Genomic DNA, 18,530 nt, shown 5'->3' with positions numbered 1-18,530 from the left:
CCGCGGCCCTGCCTGCGTCGATGGGAAGACTAGCCCGGCGCTGTAAACCAGCTTTTCACGATTTGTGCGGAATTGTGCGCAGTTGTAGCGTGCGCGGCGCGAGGCGGGCGGCCTCAGCGCGCCGCGGCTTCGAGCGCAGCTTGCGCGTCCCGGGGGTCGAACGCGTGCAGCGCCGCGATGCTGTCCTCGAACAGCGTCCGCAGCGCGCCGGCCTGTGCGCGCAGGTCGGCCGGGAGGGGCGTCGCCTCGAGCTCCCGGCAACGCGTGGCGAAGGCGGCGAGGCCCAGGTTCGCGGCCATGCCGACGAGCCGGTGCAGGCGCTCGCGTTGGGTCGCGGGGTCGGCGCTCGCGGCGAACTCGGCGAGCCCGGCGCGGCCCTGGGTGGCGAGCATGTCCATCATCGGCCGCACGCGCTCGTCGCCGAGGCGGGCGAAATGGGTGGCGAGCAGGCGCGTGTCCATCAGGGCGCTCCCCGGTGCCGCGGCGGGCGGTATGGGGGGCTCGCGCAGGCTGCGGATCAGCTCGTCGAAGTCGAAGGGCTTGCCGACGACCGCGTCCACGCCGGCCGCGCGGTAACGCGCCACCTCGTCGGTGGTGATCGAAGCGGTGAGCGCGACGATGCGCGCGCGCGCCTTGCGCGCGTCGGGGTGGCGGCGGATGCGGCGTGCGACCTCCATGCCGTCGAGGTCGGGAAGGTGGATGTCGAGCAGGATCGTGTCGAAATCCTCGCGCTCGTGCAGCTCGAGCGCGCCGTAGCCGTCGGCCGCGAAGCGCACGGTGTGGCCCTCGTCCTCGAGCAGCGTGCCGGCGATGCAGCGGTTCAGTTCCACGTCCTCGACCACCAGCACGTGCAGGCGCGCCTCGCCGATGGCAGCGTGCGGACGCGGCGATGCCCGTGGCGCCGGGGTTGCGAGGGGGTATTCCAGTTCGCAGGAGAAGGTGCTGCCCTCTCCCGGGCGGCTGCGCACGCCCAGGCTTCCACCCTGCAGGTCGACGAGGCGCCGACAGATCGCCAGCCCCAGGCCGGTGCCGCCGAAGCGGCGGGTGATCGAACCGTCGGCCTGGGTGAATTCGGTGAAGATGCGGCGCTGCGCCTCCTCGGCGATGCCGATGCCGCTGTCCTCGACCTCCAGGCCCAGGCGGCAGCGCCCCGCGCGCGCCGGCAGGCACCGCGCGCGCACCGCGACGAAGCCGCGCGCGGTGAACTTCACCGCGTTGCCGGCCAGGTTGAGCACGATCTGGTGCAGTGCGCGACGGTCGCCGAGCACCCCTCCGGGGAGCGCCGGATCGATCTCCAGGCGCAGCACTAGCCCTTTCTGTGCGCTCATCGTCGCCAGCATCGGACGCAGGGCGGCGAGCGCCTCGGCCGGCGAGAAGGGCGCGGACTCGAGCGTGAGCTGCCCGGCCTCGATCTTGCTGAAGTCGAGCACGTCGTCCAGGATCCCGAGCAGCGTGCTGCCCGAGGCCCGGATCGCGTCCACCCATTCGGCCTGGCCCGGCGCCAGCCCGGAGCGCGCGAGCAGCTGCGCCATGCCGAGGATGCCGTTCATCGGCGTGCGGATCTCGTGGCTCATCGCGGCGAGGAAGTCGCTCTTGGCGCGGCTGGCGGCCTCGGCGCGCTCGCGTGCGAGTTCGGCGCGCTCCTTGGCCTTGCGTTCGCCGATGTCGGTGAGCGAGCCCTCGTAGCAGCGCAGCCGCCCGCCGTCGTCGAGCACGCGGCGGGCCGAGATGGAGACCTCGACCTCGCTGCCGTCGCGCCGGCGCCAGCGCGTCTCGAAGCCGACCACCTTCTCCTCCATGTTGAGGCGGCCGAGGAAGCGGCGCTGGTCCTCGGCGCGGGCGAAGCACTGCGTGCTGACGTCGGTGATGCCGGTGAGGAACCCCGCCGCGCTGTCGTGGCCGAGGAGGCGGACCAGCGCGGGGTTGGCGGACAGGAAGCGCCCGTCGGGATCGACCCGGAAGATGCCCTCGATCGCGTTCTCGTACAGCGAGCGGTAGGCCTGCTCGGATTGCTGCAGGCCGAGGTAGAGCTTGGCGTTCTCGATCGAGATTGCCGCCTGCGCGGCGAGGATGCGCAGCGTCTTCAGGCGTTGCTGGTCGAAGATGTCGCGGCCGAGGCGGTGCTCGAGGTAGAGCAGGGCGGTGAGCTCGCCGTGGTAGAGGATGGGCATGCACAGCAAGGAGCGCGGCGCCTGGCTGCGGATGTAGGGGTCGTGCGCGAACATCTGCTGGCGCGGGGCGTCGCCCAGCACCAGCGCCTCGCCGGTGCGGGCGACGTAGTTGAGCACGCTGACCGGCACGCGGCTCGTCGCGGCTTCGAGGGCGAGGCTGCACATCAGCGTCGAGCCCTCTTCCAGCCCGGCGATCGCCTCGACGCGCAGATGCCGGTCGCGGCTCAAGGCGAGCGCGCCGCGCTGGGCGCCCGCGCTCGTCAGCGCGAGCTGCAGCAGGCGCTCGATCAGGCGCTCGAGCACGATCTCGTCCGAAATCGCTTGCGAGGCCTCGATGACCGAGGAGAGGTCGAAGGAATGGTTGGTCTCGTCGAGGCCGCCCTGCATTTCGCCCGCGCCCGCGAGCCCCGGCGGTCGGGGCCACAGGCCGTATTCCTCGAGCTGCTCGTGCAGATGGACGACGGGGGAGTGGGCGCCGAGGCGCTGGTAGCGTCGGCAGGCGTCGTCGAAGCAGCTGCGCGCCACCGCGCGTTCGCCGGCATCGAGGTGGAAGCGCGCGGCGAACTCGCAGGCGAGCGCGGCGTCGAGCCAGAAGCCGCCCTGCTCCGCGAGCGCGATGGCGCGATCGTAGGCCGCCGCTGCCCCGGGGCGGGCGCGCACGCGCAGGCGTTCGGCCTCGATCAGCGCCACGCGGTGGGCGTGGTTGGCGGGCGCATGCCTCGCCTGCATGCGCACGTGGCGCACCAGGCGTCGCAGCGTGTGCAGCGCGCGCCGGCGCGCCTTGCCCGGTGGCGGCAGGGTGCGCAGCAGCGCGAGCGCATGCAGGCTGCGGAACCAGGTCGCGGTATAGGTGCCGCCGACGTAGGGCAGGTGGGCTTCGCCCAGGGTGCATTCGGCGAGTGCGGCGGGATAGTCCGCATGCACCAGCGCGAGCAAGGCCTTGTAGAAGTGGTGCAGGCAGACCGCGGTGAGGTGGTTCCCGCGCCGATGCGCCTCGAGCATCGCCGCCTCGCGGTAATGCTCGCCGTCGAGCGCGGTGGGCGAGGCCGACGGCTCGCACAGCCGGGTGACCGCCTGAAGCGCCATGTAGCTGTATTGCAGGGACTGCTGCTGCCCGGTCTGTTCGAGCTGCACCAACTGCCCCCGCATGCGCCGGGCGAGGGCCTCGAGATCGTCGGCGAGCGGCACCGCGTACTGGATCGCGGCGGCGAGGCTGTACGCGGCGTACTCGAGATCGCCGCAGGCGAGCGCCTCGGCGTGTGCCTCGCGCAGGCCGTCGAGGGCGCACTGCAGCGGTTCGCGGTAGTGGCGCACGTAGCAGTTGAACAGCGACAAGGTGCGCTGGCGCCCCTGGCGCGAAGGGCGCGCCGCCTCCAGTGCGAGTGCCAGCGTGCCGGCGCGGTAGCCCTCGTCGATCGCGCCGAGCACGCCGCAGAGCACGCCGCCGAAGCCGGCGAGGGCCTGGGCGCTGGCGTCGGTGTGGCCGTGGCGCAGCGCGAGCTCGACCTGGCGCGCCATCACCAGCGGGCGCAGGGCGGAGCTGGAGAACTTGACGATGCCGAACATGCCTCCGAGCAGCGCCTGCGCGGCGAGCACGCGTGGCTCGGTCGCTGCGGGCATGTGCAGCAGTTCCTCCGGCGCGGTGTGGCGGATCAGCAGGCGGGTGCGCAGCAGTTCTGCCGCGATGCGCAGGCGGCCGGGCGCCGCGGGAAGATGTACGCCCAGACGCGCGAGGGTGTCGCGCGCGATCTCCAGCCCGGCGCCGAAGCGGTTGTGCGCGACGTGCGCCTGGATGCGGATCTGCTCGCAGCGTACGCGGTCGAGCGGAGCGTGCGCGTGCTCCTGGGCGGCATCGAGCAGGGCCTGCATGCGCTCGCCGTCGCCGCGGCTGTTGGCCGCATCCGCGGCGGCGAGGTGCAGGTCGAGGCACAGCCGGTGCTGCGTGCGCCAGGCGTCCGCGGGCAGCGCGTGGAGGCCGCTGTCGAGATAGTCGAGGGCCGACTCGAAGGCGGCGGATTCGCGCGCGCGCAGCCCGGCGCACAGGTTGAGGGTGGCGAGCGCGATGCGTTCGTCGGGGTCGTCGATGGCGCTGCGCGCGAGGTTGAGGTGGCCGGCGATCTCGAAGACCCGGCGGTCGAGCGCGCCCGTGTCGAGGTTCTGGCGCAGCAGGCGGCCGACGCGCAGATGGAGCTGCTCGCGCGCGTCGTCCGCGAGCAGCGAGTAGGCCGTCTGCTGCACGCGGTCGTGCGCGAAGCGATAGCGCGCGCGCCCGAGACGGTCGCGCTCGGGGCGGTCGCCGTCGTCGAGCGGCACCACGAGGCCCTCGCCGAGCGCCGGCACGAGGTCGTGCGCGAGCTGGCGCGCGCGCCCCTCGGCGACGATGGACAGGGTCTTGAGGTCGAAGGTGCCGCCGATGCAGGCCGCCAGCGGCAGCACCGCGCGCGTGCGTTCGGGCAGGCGGCGCAGGCGCTCGACCATGAGCTCGACCACGTCGGTGCTGAGCGCGCGCGCGCGGATCGCCGCTTCGTCCCATTCCCAGCGTTGGCCGTGGAAGCGGATCAGGCCTTCCTCGTGCACCGCGTCGAGGAGCTGGTTGAGGAAGAACGGATTGCCCTGCGTCTTCTCGTGGCAGGCTTCGGCCAGGCGCGCGCATTCGATCGGGCTGCAGCGCAAGGTGTCGGCGAGCAGCTGGCGGACCTGCGCGAGGTCGAGCGGCTGCAGGCGCAGTTCCACCGGCGGCAGCGCGCTCCTGCGCAGGTGCTCGATGAACCCGGCGAGCGCATGGCCCGGCCCGATCTCGTTGTGCCGGTAGCTGCCGACGAGCAGCAGGCGCGGCAGCCCGGCGTGGGTCGCGAGCGACTCGATGAGTCCGAGCGAGGCCGGGTCGGCCCATTGCAGGTCGTCGAGGAAAAGCGTGAGCGCCTGTCCGGGCTCGGTGAGCGCGTCGATCAGGCGCGAGAACAGATGCAGGCGGCCCTGCTCGTCGAAGCGGTGCTGGCCGGCCGGCGACGTGCCGGCGTCGGGCACGACGAGGCCGAGTTCGGGCAGCAGGCGCACCAGCGTGCCGAGGTAGCCGCCGAGCTGCTCGCGCAGACGGCTGCCGAGGGCCGCGAGGCGTTCGCCCGGCTCGGTGAGATGCTGACGGACGAGCTCGCGCAGCGCCTGCAGCAGCGCGGAGTGGGGTGGGTTGCGGCGGTACTGGTCGAACTTGCCGCTGGCGAAGTGGCCGTGGCGCTCGAGGACGGCACGGCGCAACTCGTGCACCAGGCTGGACTTGCCGACCCCGGTGTAGCCGCTGATCAGCACGATCGCGCGCCCCCCGGCGGCGCACGCCTCGACCCGACCCTCGAGTTCGGCGAGCTGGGCCGTGCGGCCGTAGAGCCGCCTGGGCACCTGGAAGCGCGCGGAGACGTCGCGGCTGGCGAGCACGAAGTCGTGCGCCGCCGGCTGTTCCCGCCGCTGCAGGCACTCGCGCAGGTCGTGCACGATGCCGTGCGCCGACTGGTAGCGCTCGGAGGCGTCCTTGGCGAGCAGCTTCAGGACCACGGCGGAGACCGCCTCGGGGAGCAGGCGGTTGATGTGGTGCGGCGGGCGCGGCTTGCGGGCGATGTGGCAATGCACCAGTTCGAGCCCTTCGCGACCCGCGAAGGGCGGCTGGCCGGTGAGCAGCTCGTACAGGGTGGCGCCGAAGCTGTAGTAGTCGGTGCGGTAGTCGATCTCGCGGTTGATCCGCCCGCTCTGCTCGGGGGCGAGGTAGGGCAGGCGATGTCCCGCCAGCTGCGGCGTGTTCCAGTCCGCCTGCTCGCGCAGGAAGCGCGTCGCCATGCCGAAATCGACCAGCAGGGGCGCGCCGGACGGGGTCACCAGGATGTGGTCCGGATTGATCTGCTTGTGGATGACGCGGGCCTCGTGCAGCCTGCCGAGCAGCTCGCACACCCGGATCATCAGCGCCAGCCAGTCGTGCCATTCGCGGCTGCCGGGCCGCATCGCCTGGCGCAGCGAATGCGCCTCGCGGTCGGCGAACACCAGCGCCGGGCCGCGCTCGAACTCGAGCTGCTCGAGCGCCTGCGGAATGCCTTCCAGCTCGAGCGTGCCGAGCAGCTCGAACTCGTGCTGCAGGCGTGCGGGCGCCCCGGGCGCGCAGCGTCCGCGATCGAGCTGCTTGACGATCACCGGCGCGTCGCGTCCCGGCAGCAGCACGCGGCTCACCGTGCTGCAGCGCCCCTGGTAGAGGCGCTTGAGCAGGCGGTATTGCAGCGGGGGCGCGTTCATCGCGGCGGCCGGCGCGGGTTCAGTCGAGCTCGCCGGCGAAGAGGTAGCCCGCGCCGTGCGCGGTCAGGATCAGGCGCGGGTCGGCGGGGTTGTCGTCGAGCTTGCGGCGCACGCGCCCGACCAGCACGTCGACCGTGCGGTCGTTGGGCGTCCACTCGCGGTCGTGGATCGCATCCATCAGCTGGTCGCGCGACAGCACCTGGCCGGCGTGGCTCAGCAAGGCCATCAGCAGCTTGAACTCGCCCTGGGGAAGGCGCTCGATGCGGCCGTCCGGGGAGACCAGCTGGCGCTTGTGCGGGTTCAGCGTCCAGCCTTCGAAGCGGAAGCAGCCTTGCTCGGCCTCGCGCGTCTCGCTGCCGGCGCATTGCGCCACCCGCCACAGCAGGTTGCGCGCGCGCACCAGCAGCTCGCGCGGGTTGAAGGGCTTGGTGACGTAGTCGTCGGCGCCGAGCTCGAGCCCGACGATGCGGTCGATCTCGTCGTCGCGCGCGGTCACCAGGATGATGCCGACGCGCGAGGCGGCGCGCAGCTCGCGGGTGAGCGTGAGCCCGTCCTTGCCGGGCAGGCGGATGTCGAGCAGCACGAGCGCGATGCGCTCCTGCTCGACGCGCTGCAGCAGGTCGTCGGCATTGTCGCTCGCGGAGACGCGATAGCCTTCCTTCTCGAAATAGCCGACGAGCAATGCGCGCGAGACGGGGTCGTCCTCGACCACCATGATGTGCGGCATCGCGGGTGTCTCCTTCGACATCGATCCTCCTTCGTTTGGGGTCGAACGTTCGCTTGTCGTGCGCGGATGATCCCCCGAATCCCCGTCACCGGCAATCCGTCGCGAGAGGGCGTGCGTGGGATGTTGCGCGGCGTTTACATTCGCGCACAACTCGGCACATCGGCCGCCAAGTTCGTTTACCGGACGGCCTTATCGTGTCCGTCATCGGAAGTCCGGCGGGCCGCCACGGCACCCGCCCGGGCCGCATGCGCAACGGAGCGAGGAGCGAAGGCCTTGGAAAAGGAAAGGAACATCACGTCGATGATCGCGGCGGGGCTGCTCGCCCTGGCGGCCGTGGTCGGCGCGCCGGAGCGGGCGCTGGCGGCGGACGGCGCGGCGCTGCTGGCCGCGAACTGCCTGTCCTGCCACAGCGCGCAGGGCGGCAGCATTTCCCGCGTCGAGGGCCAGCGCAAGACCCCTGAAGGCTGGCAGATGACGATCACCCGGATGCAGGAACAGCACGGCGCGAAGGTCTCGGCCGAGGACAAGCGCCGCCTGATCAAGTACCTGGCCGACACGCGCGGGCTGGCCCCGGCCGAGACGGCGGGCTGGCGCTATCTGCTCGAGCACGACAACAACCGCGTCGAGACCATCGACGGGCGCTACCGCGACATGTGCGCGCGCTGCCACTCCGGCGCCCGCTTCGCGCTGCAGCGGCGCAGCGAGGACGAGTGGAAGCTGCTGATGCACACGCACATCGGCCTCAACCCGACGCTCGAGTTCCACTCGCTGGCACGCGACCGGCAGTGGTTCCCGCTCGCGGTGAACGAGGTCGCCCCCGCGCTGGCGCGCGACTTCGCGCTCGATGCGCGCGCATGGAAGGCGTGGCAGGCCGCGCCGCGCACGGCGCTGGACGGCAGCTGGCGGATCGCCGGCTTCCTGCCCGGCAAGGGCGCGTTCGAGGGACGGATGCGCGCGAGCGCGGCCGGCGAGGACCGCTACGAACTGGCGATCGAGGGCCGCTACGCCGACGGGGCCCTGCTCTCGGGGCGTGGCGTGGCCACGGTGTACACCGGCTACGAGTGGCGGGGCAGCGTCGACATCGACGGCGTCGCGCTGCGCCAGGTGATGGCGGCCGATGCGCGCGGCGAGCGCATGCATGGGCGCCAGCACTTTGCCGATTCGCGCCGCATGGGCGGGGCGCTGAGCGCGCTGCGCGAGGGTGCCGCGCCGATGGTGATGGCGGTGATGCCCGCGCAGCTGCGCCGCGGCGAGACCGCCGAGCTGACCGTGGTCGGCAGCGGGCTGGCGGGGGCGGTGTCGCTCGGCAAGGGCGTGCGCGTGCTCGAGGTGGTCTCGCGCAGCCCCGACCGCGTGGTGGTGCGTGCGCGTGCCGAGGGCCGTGACGGGCTGAACGACGTGGCGGTGGGCAGCGCGCGCGGCAAGGGGCTGCTCGCAGTTTATGGGCGGGTGGCGCGCGTCGAGGTCGAGCCGGCCAACGCGATCGCGCGCGTGGGCGGGCCGGGCGATGCGCAGATGCAGAAGGTGGGCGTCGCCTACCGCGCCATCGGCTGGGCGGCGGGGCGCGACGGCAAGGCGGGTACCGCCGACGACCTGCGCCTCGGTTACCTGCCTGCACGCTGGTCGATCGAGGCCGCCGACGAGGAGGCCGAGAAGGCACACGATGCGGACTTCGTCGGCCATATCGGTGCCGACGGCGTGTTCGTCCCGGGCGATGCGGGACCGAACCCGGCGCGGCCGAAGTCGCTCGGCAACACCGGCCGGGTGAATGTGGTCGCCACGGTCGAGGCCGCGGGCGCGACGGTCGAGGGGCGCGGCAAGCTCGACGTCGCGGTGCCCGACTTCGTTCAGCGTGCGCTCGATTGAGCGCGGGGCGGATCCGATGACGACCCTGACCCTGATCCGGCCCAACCTGCACCGCGTCGACAGCGCGGGCCGGCAGCTGCTGTTCCATGTGCCGAGCAGCAGCCTGTTCGAGCTCGATGGCGCCGCGCGCGACGTGCTGGCGCTGTTCGACGAGCAGGCCACGCTCGAGACCGCGACCCTGGCCGATCGCCTCGGTGGCCGCCACGATGCGCTCGCCCTGCGCGAGACGGTGGACGAGCTGCGCCAGCTCCACGTGCTCGCCGAGCACGGCGAGGACGGCCCGATCGAGCCGCCGCCGGACCCGCCGACGCGCTTTCCCCTCGACACCCTGGTGCTCAACGTCAATACGGGCTGCAACCTGAGCTGCACCTATTGCTACAAGGAAGACCTCAGCGCGCCGGCCAAGGGCCTGCGCATGAGCCTGGAGACGGCGACGAAGGCGATCGAGATGATGCTCGTCGAGTCGCCCGGCAAGCCGAAATACACCCTCGTCTTCTTCGGCGGCGAGCCCCTGTCGAACATGGGCCTGATCCGCGCGGTGGTCGACTTCGCCGAGCGCCGCTTCGCCGAGGTCGGCGCGCGCGTGGATTTCACCCTCACCACCAACGCCACCCTGCTCACCGCCGAGATCATCGACTGGCTGGACGCCCACCGCGTGGGGGTCACCGTGTCGATGGACGGGCCGCCCGCGGTGCATGACCGCAACAGGCGCAGCTTCGGCGGCGAGGGTACCTACGACGTGGTGCGGCGCAAGGTCGACCTGCTGCTCGCGCGCTACCGTGCGCGCCCGGTCGGCTGCCGGGTCACGCTCACCCGCGGCATCACCGGGGTGGTGCCGATCTTCGAGCACCTGCACCACGAGGTCGGCTTCGCCGAGGTCGGCTTCGGCCCGGTGACCTCGGGCGACATCCAGGCCTTCAACCTCACCGCCGAGGAGCTCGCCGAGGTGTTCCACGGCCTCAAGGCGCTCGGTCGGCGCTATCTCGACGCGGCGCTGCGCAACCGCAGCCTCGGCTTCGGCAATCTGCACCAGCTCATGACCGACCTCCACGAGGGCAACAAGAAGCGGCTGCCCTGCGGCGCCGGGGTCGGGCTGCTCGCGGTCGATGGCAAGGGCGGGCTCAACCTTTGCCATCGCTTCACCGGCTCCGCGCTGCCCACCTTCGGCGACGTCGATGCCGGCATCGACCGCGCCCGCCTGGGCGCCTTCATCGGCCGCCGCCTGGACCGCAACGGCACCGGCTGCGCGACCTGCCGCATCCGCAACCTCTGTTCCGGCGGCTGCTACCACGAGAGCTACGCCAAGTACGGCGATGCCGCCGCGCCTTCCTATCACTACTGCGAACTGCTGCGCGACTGGATCGACTTCGGCATCGAGACCTACGCGCGCATCGTCACCGAGAACCCCGGCTTTTTCGCCGCACACGTTTCCCCGCGGAGGACCGCATGAAGCACCTGAAGTCGCTCAACAAGAAGGCGCAGCGCCTGGACGCCGCGGAGGGCAAGCCCGAGGCGATCGAGGAGGTCGTCGCCATGCAGACGGTGGTCGGCTGCACCGCGACCACCGACCCGGGCTGGGAGATCGACGCCTTCGGCGGCGCCGCCTCGCTGTGCCAGCCGATGGAGGCCGACCTCTACGGTTGCGCCGACTCGTGCTGGTGGCCGGCGCAGGTGCCCGACACCATGAGCCATTACCCGGACTGGGGCGACGGCAAGGCCGATGCGACCAGGGACTGGCGCAAGCTGGACGGCATCTTCGAGGACAAGATCTGAATGGGAGCGATCCTCATGAGCCTCATCCCCGACCTGCGTGCGCTGCGGGCAGCCGGCGCGATCGCCGCCGCGGCGCTCGCGACCGCGTGCGCGACCCCGGCGCAGAAATCCGCGACGAGCGACGCGGAGTACCTGCTCACCGTCACCCGGCCCGGCCTGCTCCACGTCATCGACATGAAGACCGACCGCATCGCGCGCAGCTGCGAGCTGCCCGGCAAGTTCGGCTCGGGCGCGCTGGTGCCGACGCGCGACGGCCGTCACGCCTTCGTGCTCGGCAACCTGTGGGAGGACGTGTACGGCTTCGAGCTCGAGACCTGCAAGCTGGTGTTCTCCGCCCGCCAGTCGGAAGGCGACGTCACCGTCAAGACGGTGCAGTCGCTCGCGGTGAGCGCGGACGGCAGCGAGCTGTACACCGTGCAGAACCCGGTGCGCCGCGGTGCCGACCGCTTCGAGGTGCTGCCGCCGCGCCTCGCGGTATATCGCATCGCCGACGGGCTGGACGCCAAGCCGGTGCGCAGCTTCCCGGTCAAGCGCCGCATCACCAAGATCGCCGCCACCGCCGGCGGCGAGGTGATCCTCGGCGGTGCCGACGTGGAGGCGATCGACGTGCGCAGCGGCGCGGTGCGCACCGTGTCGGCGCTGGCGAGCTGGGACCGCGGTCCGCGCTGGCTGACGCCGGACGCGTTCGCGATGCACTCGCAGGGCGAGCATCTGAACGAGTACGTGATGCCCTACGTGACCGCGAAGTTCGCCGACGACCGCCAGGACATGGCGAGCGCCGAATGGTGGTGGGGCATGAGCCGGGTGGACCTCGCGACCGGCAAGGCCGAGGCGCGCGAGATCTTCCCCTTCGAGTTCGTGATCTTCTCGCTTGTCGCCGATCCGCGCGATCGCAACATCCTCTACGGCGCCTTCAATACGCTCTCCAGGCACGACATCGAAAAGCGCGAGACGCTGAAGGTGGTGGAGCTCGACCACACCTACTACAGCCTGCAACTGTCGCGCGACGCCTCGCGTGTTTACGTCGGCGGGGCGGGCAGCACGATCAGCATCCACGACAGCGGCACGCTGGAGAAGATCGGCACGATCCAGCTCCCGGGCGACATGTCGACCGCCGACGTGCGCGTGGCCTGGCGGCGCCCGTAGTCGCGGTGCGTGTTTCCCTGGCGCCTGACGGGGGCCCGTACTATATGTTCAGCAGGAGCCGGCCGCTGCCGCGACCGGATTCGGCGAACGCCGCTTGCTGCGGCGAGTCGCGGCCACGTCAGGGAGGGATCCGCCATGACCCGAACGCCCAAGGTGTGCTTCGACCGGGTGCTGCCCCGGGACCTGATGCGCTTCCAGACCACCATGCCCGACCGGCCGGGCCAGGTGCGCGGACTATCGCCGATCGGCAAGACCTGGATCAACGGCTCCACCCTGCATGTGCGTTTCATGGGTGGAAGCGCGCAGCACAAGAAGAAGGTGCAGGAGCAGGCCGCGTGGTGGACGGCGCACGCCAACCTGCAGTTCGTGTTCGACGACGCCCCCGCGGCCGAGATCCGCATCACCTTCGACGAGAACGACGGAGCCTGGAGCTACATCGGCACCGACGCGAAGAGCATACCGGTCAACGAGCCGACGATGAACCTCGGCTTCCTCGACGGCGGTACGGCGGCGCACGAGTTCGGCCATGCGATCGGGCTCGCGCACGAGCACCAGAACCCCGCCGGCGGCATCCAGTGGAACGAGCAGGCGGTGATCCGCGCCATGGCGGGGCCGCCCAATCACTGGAGCGAGACCCAGACCCGGCACAACATCCTGCGCAAGTACGCCGCAAACCAGGTCAACGGCACCGACTTCGACCCCAAGTCGGTGATGCTGTACTTCTTCCCTGCGGAGTGGACCCTCAACGGCGTGGCGACCTCGCGCAACGAGGTGCTGTCGGAGCTCGACAAGCAGTTCATCGCCGGCGCGAAGATGTATCCGCGCGCCAAGCCCGGCGTAACGGGCGAGGTGACCGAGCTGAAGGTCAACGCACGCCGGCGCACCGCCGCCAGCATCGGCAAGTTCGGCGAGGAGGACGTGTTCCGCTTCCGCGTGACGCAGCCCGGGCGCTACGTGGTCGACACGCGCGGTCCGACCGACGTGTACATGAAACTCTTCGGCCCCGATTCACCGACCGCGCTGATCGCGGAGGACGACGACTCCGGCCTGGGCAGCAACGCGCGCATCGCGACGGATCTGGTCGAAGGCGAGTATTTCGTGCAGGTGCGTCACTGGAATCGCGCCAGCGGCGTCGGGGATTACACCGTGGCGGTGCGCACGGCGAACTGAGTCCGCATGCGCGGCCGGCCGTTTCAGCCGGCCGCGAGCAGCAGGCGGCCGAGCAGCTTGCGCAACTGCACGCGTTCGGCAGGATCGAGATCCTGGAGCACGCGTTCCTCGTGGGTCCGGACCTGCGGAATCAGGCGCTGCAGCAAGTGCCGGCCGGTAGCGGTGAGATGCAGGGCGTTGGCGCGCCGGTTGTCCGGTGCGCGCACGCGCTCGACCAGGCCGCGTGCCTCGAGCTTGTCGAGCACCGACACCACGCTGGAGCGGTCGAGCTGGATCGCGTCGGCGAGCTGGGTTTGCTTCATGCCCGGATTGGCATCGATCAACACCAGCACGCCGAACAGGGTGGGGGTGATCTCGGCTTCGTCCATGCTCGTGCAGAAGTCGCGGAAGATGCCGATTTGCGCGATGCGCAGGCGGTAGCCGATCAGCTCGGGGAGCATCCCGAAGCGGATGCCCTCCGGCGGGGTCTGCGCGCTCGTTTCGTCGTTGCCACGGCCCATCGGTCGCTCGACTCGGGGTTGAACAAGCGTGAAATTCTAACAGGCGGAGCGCGCGGCGCGGGCAAACCTGGCGGCCCGCGCCAGGACGAGGGCGCGCGGATCGCTTGCCGATGCGCGGCAGGCGTGGGGACGCGGCCCGCCGGCGCACCTCATCCCGCCCCGCCACCGTCTGTTCGCCCCACCGCCTGGTGAGCGCCGATGCCCACACCCGCTTGCTCGCCCTTGCCGCCCGCGGCACCCGATGCGGCCCCGGTATCGGCGGGCCTGCCCGGGCCTGTCCAGGTGGGCGACGTGAGCGATTTCGGCAGGGGGCTGCTTGCCTGGAATGCGACCTACGAGCAGCTCGCACCGGGCTGCTTCGAGGGCGGCGCGGAGGAGTTGTGGATCGACGACGGCCTCGAGGTCCTGTGGGAGACGGGCAACCGCTCGGTGTGGACCGCAGGCAGCAATCGGGCGGGCATGGTGTCGCTCGGCATTCCGGTGGCAGGCGGCGGCGCCGGCATGTATTGCGGCGTTCCGATCCAGGACGGGGCGGTGTCGTGGCTTCCGGGCGGCGGAGATTTCGAGATCTTCTCCCGCGAGCGCATGGATATCGTCTCGGCGACGGTGTCCGAATCCCTGCTGTGCGGATTTGCCGCCAGCGACTCGCCGCGGACCGCGGAGGCATCGCTGCAGCGCCCGTTTCTCCAGCAGCAGCCGAGGCGTGCCGGGATGTTGCGCCGCGCGCTGATCGAGATCGTCGTCGTGGCCCGCCGCCAGCCCGGCCTGCTGGAGATTCCGGCGAGCAGGGCGGCGATGCGCGACTGCGTCCTGTCGCTGATGCTCGATACGCTGGATCGGGCCTCGGAGCGTCCGACGGCGGACCTGCGTCCGAGCGTGAAGGCCTGGATCGTGCGCAAGGTGCGCGAGCTGGCGCTCGAGCGCCCGAGCGAGCCCCTCCAGATCGCCGACATCTGCCGCAGCCTCGCGGTGTCGCGGCGCTCGCTGCAGTACGCGTTCGAGGACCTCGTCGGGATGGGGGCGGTGGAGTTCCTGCGCAACGTGCGCCTGAACGCCGTGCGGCGCGAGCTCCGTGTTGCGACCGGCAGCCCCGATGAACCGATCGCCGCGATCGCGGCGCGCTGGGGCTTCTGGCACATGCCGCGGTTCGCGGCGTACTACCGGGCCCTGTTCGGAGAGCTGCCCTCGGAGACGCGTCGGCGAGAGGGTGGCAGCACGCCGCACGGTCCCGGTTGAGCGTTTGCTGCACTGCGTCGGCATTTCCATGCCGATTGCGGATACCGTCCCATGCATCGGTCCTCCTAATCTCCACATCACGACTCGGCCAGCTGGTGCGAGCGCAACACGCCGCGGACGCTCATTCCAGAGCATGGACAGCGGCGACGGAGGAGATCGGAGATCATGGAATACAAGACCTCTGCGGCGTCGGCCGCGGGCGCCGACGACAGTGCGCGGCGACGGTTCCTGAAGCTGGCATCGACGGCTGCGGCCGCTTCGGTGTTGCCGGTGGGCGTCGGCGCGGCGGCGCCCGCGCAGCCCGGCTACGACGTGGTGGTGGTGGGCGGCGGCTTCGCCGGCGTCACCGCCGCGCGCGAACTCGCCCACCGTGGCGCGAGGGTGCTGCTGCTCGAGGCGCGCAATCGTCTCGGCGGGCGCTCCTTCCATGCGAACTTCGGCGAGCGCAAGGTGGAACTGGGCGGCACCTGGATCCACTACACCCAGCCCCACGTGTGGGCCGAGGTCATGCGCTACGGCATGGAGATCGCCGAGACGCCGGGCGTCGCCCATCCCGACCGCGTGCTGTGGATGTCCGAGGGCAAGGTGCTGGAGATCCCGGTGATGGAGAACTGGGCGCTGCTCGAGGACGCGCTCAAGCGCTTCCATGCCGAGGCGGGCGAGGTCTTCGAACGACCGTTCATGGCGGGCCTGTCGGCCGCCGGGCGCAAGCTCGATCACCTGTCGATCGCCGACCGCATGGCGGCAATCGAGATGAGTCCGGCGCAGCGCGACCTCATGAACGCGATGATGGCCACCAACTGTCACGGCCCGATCGCGAGCGGCGCCTACACCGAGATGCTGCGCTGGTGGTCGCTGGTCGATGGCGATGCGGCGCGGCTGCTCTACAGCTGCGCGCGCTACAAGCTCAAGGACGGGACCTCGACGCTGATCGAGCGCATGGCCGAGGACGGCGGCTTCGACGTGCGCCTGTCGACCGCGGTGGTGGAGCTGAGTCAGGACGCCGCAGGCGTGAGCCTGGTGACGGAGGCGGACGAACGCATCTCCGCCCGCTTCGCGGTCGTCGCGGTGCCGGTGAACACGACCGGCCAGATCGAGTTCTCGCCGCCGCTGCTGCCCGGCAAGACCGCGATGGCGAAGGAGCACCACGCGGGCAAGGGGCACAAGCTCTATCTGAAGGTGAAGGGCCGGCTGGAGACGCTGATCTTCTTCGCGCCCGAGACCGAGCTGTTCACGATGGTGTTCACCGACCAGCCGGGCGAGGACGGCGGCGTGCTGGTCGCCTTCGGTCCGCCAGTCGACGGCAGGGTCGATCTCAACGACCCGAAGGCGGTCGAGCCCTTCGTGCGCCGCTTCCTGCCCCACCTTGCGGTCGAACAGGTGCTCGGCTACGACTGGGGGCTGGATCCGTATTCGCGCGGCACCTGGTGCACGCTGCGTCCGGGGCAGTTCGGCAAGCACCTGGAGGACCTGCGTGCCCGCGAAGGCCGGGTGTTCTTCGCCGGGGCGGACATCGCCACCGGCTGGCGCGGCTTCATCGACGGTGCGATCGAGTCCGGCCTGCAGGTCGGACAGGCGGTCGCGGCCGAGCTGCGCGGTCGCGCGTGATGGGAGCCGGCATCATGAGCAGATCCGTCCCGCTGCGCGCCGTGGTCGCGATCCTCGGCGTGCTCGCCGTGCCGGCACCGGCGCTTGCCGCCGACATCGGCGAGTCCGGCTTCGTCCAGTGCGCCGCCTGCCATCCCGCCGCTGCAGGGCAGCCCCACGGCGTGGGGCCCAACCTGCACGGTCGCTTCGGACAGGCGATCGCGGGCACCCCGGGTTTCGTCTTTTCCCGCGCACTCCGGAAGCGCGAGGGGGTGTGGACGGAGGCGGAGCTGGACCGCTGGCTCGCCGATCCGCAGGCCTACGCGCCCGGGACCAAGATGGCCTATGCGGGCCTGAAGGACCCGGCCCAGCGCCGGGCGGTGATCGAGTACCTGAAGACGCTGCGCTGAGGAAGGCGGGCCGGTGGGGCAGGGCCGTGGTGGCCTCCGCTACAACTGCGCACAAATCGGCACATTTCGCGGAAATGCGGTTTACACCGCGTCGCTATGCTCGACACACCATAGGCCTGCAAGGCTGGCGGGAAGGCGGGCCCGGTCGGCCGCTGCGCAGCGGTGGCGTCCTCGGTGACCGCCTGCCGCTGCCGACAAAATCAGAAACGTGGAGGAGACACTCATGAGGTTCTGCAAGCTGACTGCGCTCGCCGGCGCCCTGCTGGCCAGCCACGCCGCCCTGGCCGCCGACGCGGCGAGCCTGGGCACCACGCTGACCCCGCTCGGCGGCGAACGCGCGGGCAACGCCGACGGCAGCATCCCGGCCTGGACGGAAGGCTCGGCGCTCGAGCCGGGCTGGAGCTACGGCAAGCCGCGCGCCGACTACTTCAAGCACAAGGGCGACAAGCCGCTGTTTACGATCGATGCCGCCAACGTCGACAAATACGCCGGCAAGCTCACCGAGGGCCAGGTCGCGGTGATCAAGGGCTTCAAGAACTACAAGCTCGAGGTCTATCCGAGCCGCCGCTACTGCTCCGCGCCCGACTTCGTGCAGGCCAACACCAAGGCCAACGTGGGCATGGCGAAGATCGGCGCCGACGGCTGGAGCCTGGCCGAGGCCACCGTGCCCGGCATTCCCTTCCCGCTGCCGCAGAGCGGCATCGAGGTGCTGTGGAACGCCAAGATGAAGTACGCCGGCGTCGCCCTCGACATGAAGGCGCTGTGGGTGATGCTGTCGCCGCGCAGCGGCGGCAGCGACTGGATCGAGGCCGGGTCCACGCAGACCTATTACTACCCCTGGGGCAAGAAAGGCTCGAACAAGCTCAGCGAGCTGCCGCCGGTCGAGTACCACACCTACTTCAACTACACCTCGCCCACCGCACTGGCCGGCCAGGCGCTGGTGATCACCTCGTACCTGAACAAGACCAGCGACACCTTCTACTACTTCCCCGGCCAGCGCCGCGTGCGCCGCATGCCGAGCTACTCCTACGACGCCCCCCAGGTCGGCTTCGAGAACCAGTACACGCTCGATGAGCCGCGCGTCTTCAACGGCACGCCCGACCGCTTCGACTGGAAGCTGGTGGGCAAGAAGGAAATGTTCATCGGCTACGGCAGCTTCGGCATGTACGACCCCGCTGCCGACCGCCGCAAGGTGGTGACGCCCGACGGCGTGGATCCGAAGGCGACGCGCTACGAGCTGCACCGCGTCTGGGTGGTCGAGGCCACCGCCAAGGACGGTGTGCGCCACGTCGCGCCCAAGCGCCGCTTCTACTTCGACGAGGACTCCTGGGCGCTGATGGGCGCGGAGGACTACGACGCCCAGGGCAAGCTGTGGAAGGTCCGCGAGAGCTTCCTGATTCCGGTCGCCGAAACGGGCGCCTGCGACAACCCGGCCTTCGTGCAGTACGACCTCGTCTCCGGCCGTGTGCTCTTCGACCAGGCGGGCATGGGTGCCGGCAAGGACATGGTCTGGGCGGTCGAGGCCGACGATCCGAAGTACAAGGACGCCTTCTACACCCCGGACAACCTGCGCGCGATCAGCGACCGCTGAGCCCGCTCCCTCCTCTTTCTTCCCGACCATCACCCGGGCGCGTGCGCCGGGCCGTCATGCGGCCCGGGCGGGGCGTCCTGC

12 protein-coding genes are annotated in these 18,530 nt (G+C 70.9%); 9 read left to right on the top strand and 3 right to left on the bottom strand.

Annotated elements, in window-relative coordinates; genetic code table 11:
* Nucleotides 1-113: 113 nt before the first annotated feature.
* Nucleotides 114-6,443 carry an AAA family ATPase gene (locus ACZ5PP_RS06610; RefSeq protein ID WP_464826904.1) on the bottom strand — a complete coding sequence of 2,110 codons (6,330 nt, stop codon included), beginning with the start codon at nucleotides 6,441-6,443 and terminating at the stop codon, nucleotides 114-116.
* Nucleotides 6,444-6,462: 19 nt separating this feature from the next.
* Nucleotides 6,463-7,191, bottom strand: a complete 729-nt coding sequence (gene torR / locus ACZ5PP_RS06605; protein WP_004303192.1) for a two-component system response regulator TorR — start codon at nucleotides 7,189-7,191, stop codon at nucleotides 6,463-6,465.
* A 252-nt stretch (nucleotides 7,192-7,443) separates the two neighbouring features.
* Between torR and peaA the strand changes: the two genes are divergently transcribed.
* The 5 genes from peaA to ACZ5PP_RS06580 all read left to right on the top strand — a co-directional run bounded on the left by peaA (nucleotide 7,444) and on the right by ACZ5PP_RS06580 (nucleotide 13,125).
* Nucleotides 7,444-9,036, top strand: coding sequence for a quinohemoprotein amine dehydrogenase subunit alpha (gene peaA, locus ACZ5PP_RS06600; protein ID WP_012585770.1), 1,593 nt, complete (start codon nucleotides 7,444-7,446; stop codon nucleotides 9,034-9,036).
* 16 nt (nucleotides 9,037-9,052) lie between these two features.
* Nucleotides 9,053-10,486 carry a quinohemoprotein amine dehydrogenase maturation protein gene (gene peaB / locus ACZ5PP_RS06595; protein WP_004303196.1) on the top strand — a complete coding sequence of 478 codons (1,434 nt, stop codon included), beginning with the start codon at nucleotides 9,053-9,055 and terminating at the stop codon, nucleotides 10,484-10,486.
* Nucleotides 10,483-10,809: a quinohemoprotein amine dehydrogenase subunit gamma gene (gene qhpC, locus ACZ5PP_RS06590; RefSeq protein WP_004303198.1), complete on the top strand. Its 327-nt coding sequence runs from the start codon at nucleotides 10,483-10,485 to the stop codon at nucleotides 10,807-10,809. Before peaB ends, qhpC begins: the two co-directional genes overlap by 4 nt.
* Before the next feature lie 15 nt (nucleotides 10,810-10,824).
* A complete protein-coding gene (peaD, locus tag ACZ5PP_RS06585) occupies nucleotides 10,825-11,955 on the top strand; it encodes a quinohemoprotein amine dehydrogenase subunit beta (protein ID WP_012585769.1) in 1,131 nt (376 codons plus the stop codon).
* A 135-nt stretch (nucleotides 11,956-12,090) separates the two neighbouring features.
* Entirely contained in the window at nucleotides 12,091-13,125 is a 1,035-nt protein-coding gene (locus ACZ5PP_RS06580) for a M12 family metallopeptidase (protein ID WP_004303202.1), read from the top strand.
* A 23-nt stretch (nucleotides 13,126-13,148) separates the two neighbouring features.
* Here the strand turns inward: ACZ5PP_RS06580 and ACZ5PP_RS06575 are convergent, their stop codons facing one another.
* Complete coding sequence (locus ACZ5PP_RS06575) at nucleotides 13,149-13,625, bottom strand: MarR family winged helix-turn-helix transcriptional regulator (protein ID WP_004303204.1); 477 nt, start codon at nucleotides 13,623-13,625, stop codon at nucleotides 13,149-13,151.
* Between the two features lie 198 nt (nucleotides 13,626-13,823).
* Between ACZ5PP_RS06575 and ACZ5PP_RS06570 the strand changes: the two genes are divergently transcribed.
* The 4 genes from ACZ5PP_RS06570 (at nucleotide 13,824) to ACZ5PP_RS06555 (ending at nucleotide 18,449) form a co-directional block, all read left to right on the top strand.
* Complete coding sequence (locus tag ACZ5PP_RS06570) at nucleotides 13,824-14,861, top strand: helix-turn-helix domain-containing protein (RefSeq protein ID WP_012585768.1); 1,038 nt, start codon at nucleotides 13,824-13,826, stop codon at nucleotides 14,859-14,861.
* A 165-nt stretch (nucleotides 14,862-15,026) separates the two neighbouring features.
* Nucleotides 15,027-16,469 (top strand): flavin monoamine oxidase family protein, encoded by a 1,443-nt coding sequence (locus tag ACZ5PP_RS06565; protein WP_464826903.1) that lies wholly within the window; start codon nucleotides 15,027-15,029, stop codon nucleotides 16,467-16,469.
* 14 nt (nucleotides 16,470-16,483) lie between these two features.
* Nucleotides 16,484-16,858, top strand: a complete 375-nt coding sequence (locus tag ACZ5PP_RS06560; protein ID WP_157277021.1) for a c-type cytochrome — start codon at nucleotides 16,484-16,486, stop codon at nucleotides 16,856-16,858.
* Nucleotides 16,859-17,081: 223 nt separating this feature from the next.
* Nucleotides 17,082-18,449, top strand: a complete 1,368-nt coding sequence (locus ACZ5PP_RS06555) for a DUF1329 domain-containing protein (RefSeq protein ID WP_004303212.1) — start codon at nucleotides 17,082-17,084, stop codon at nucleotides 18,447-18,449.
* The last annotated feature ends 81 nt before the right edge of the window (nucleotides 18,450-18,530 follow it).

It is taken from the genome of Thauera sp. DNT-1, from assembly GCF_055393985.1.
This window is presented reverse-complemented; position numbering and strand designations above follow the sequence as displayed.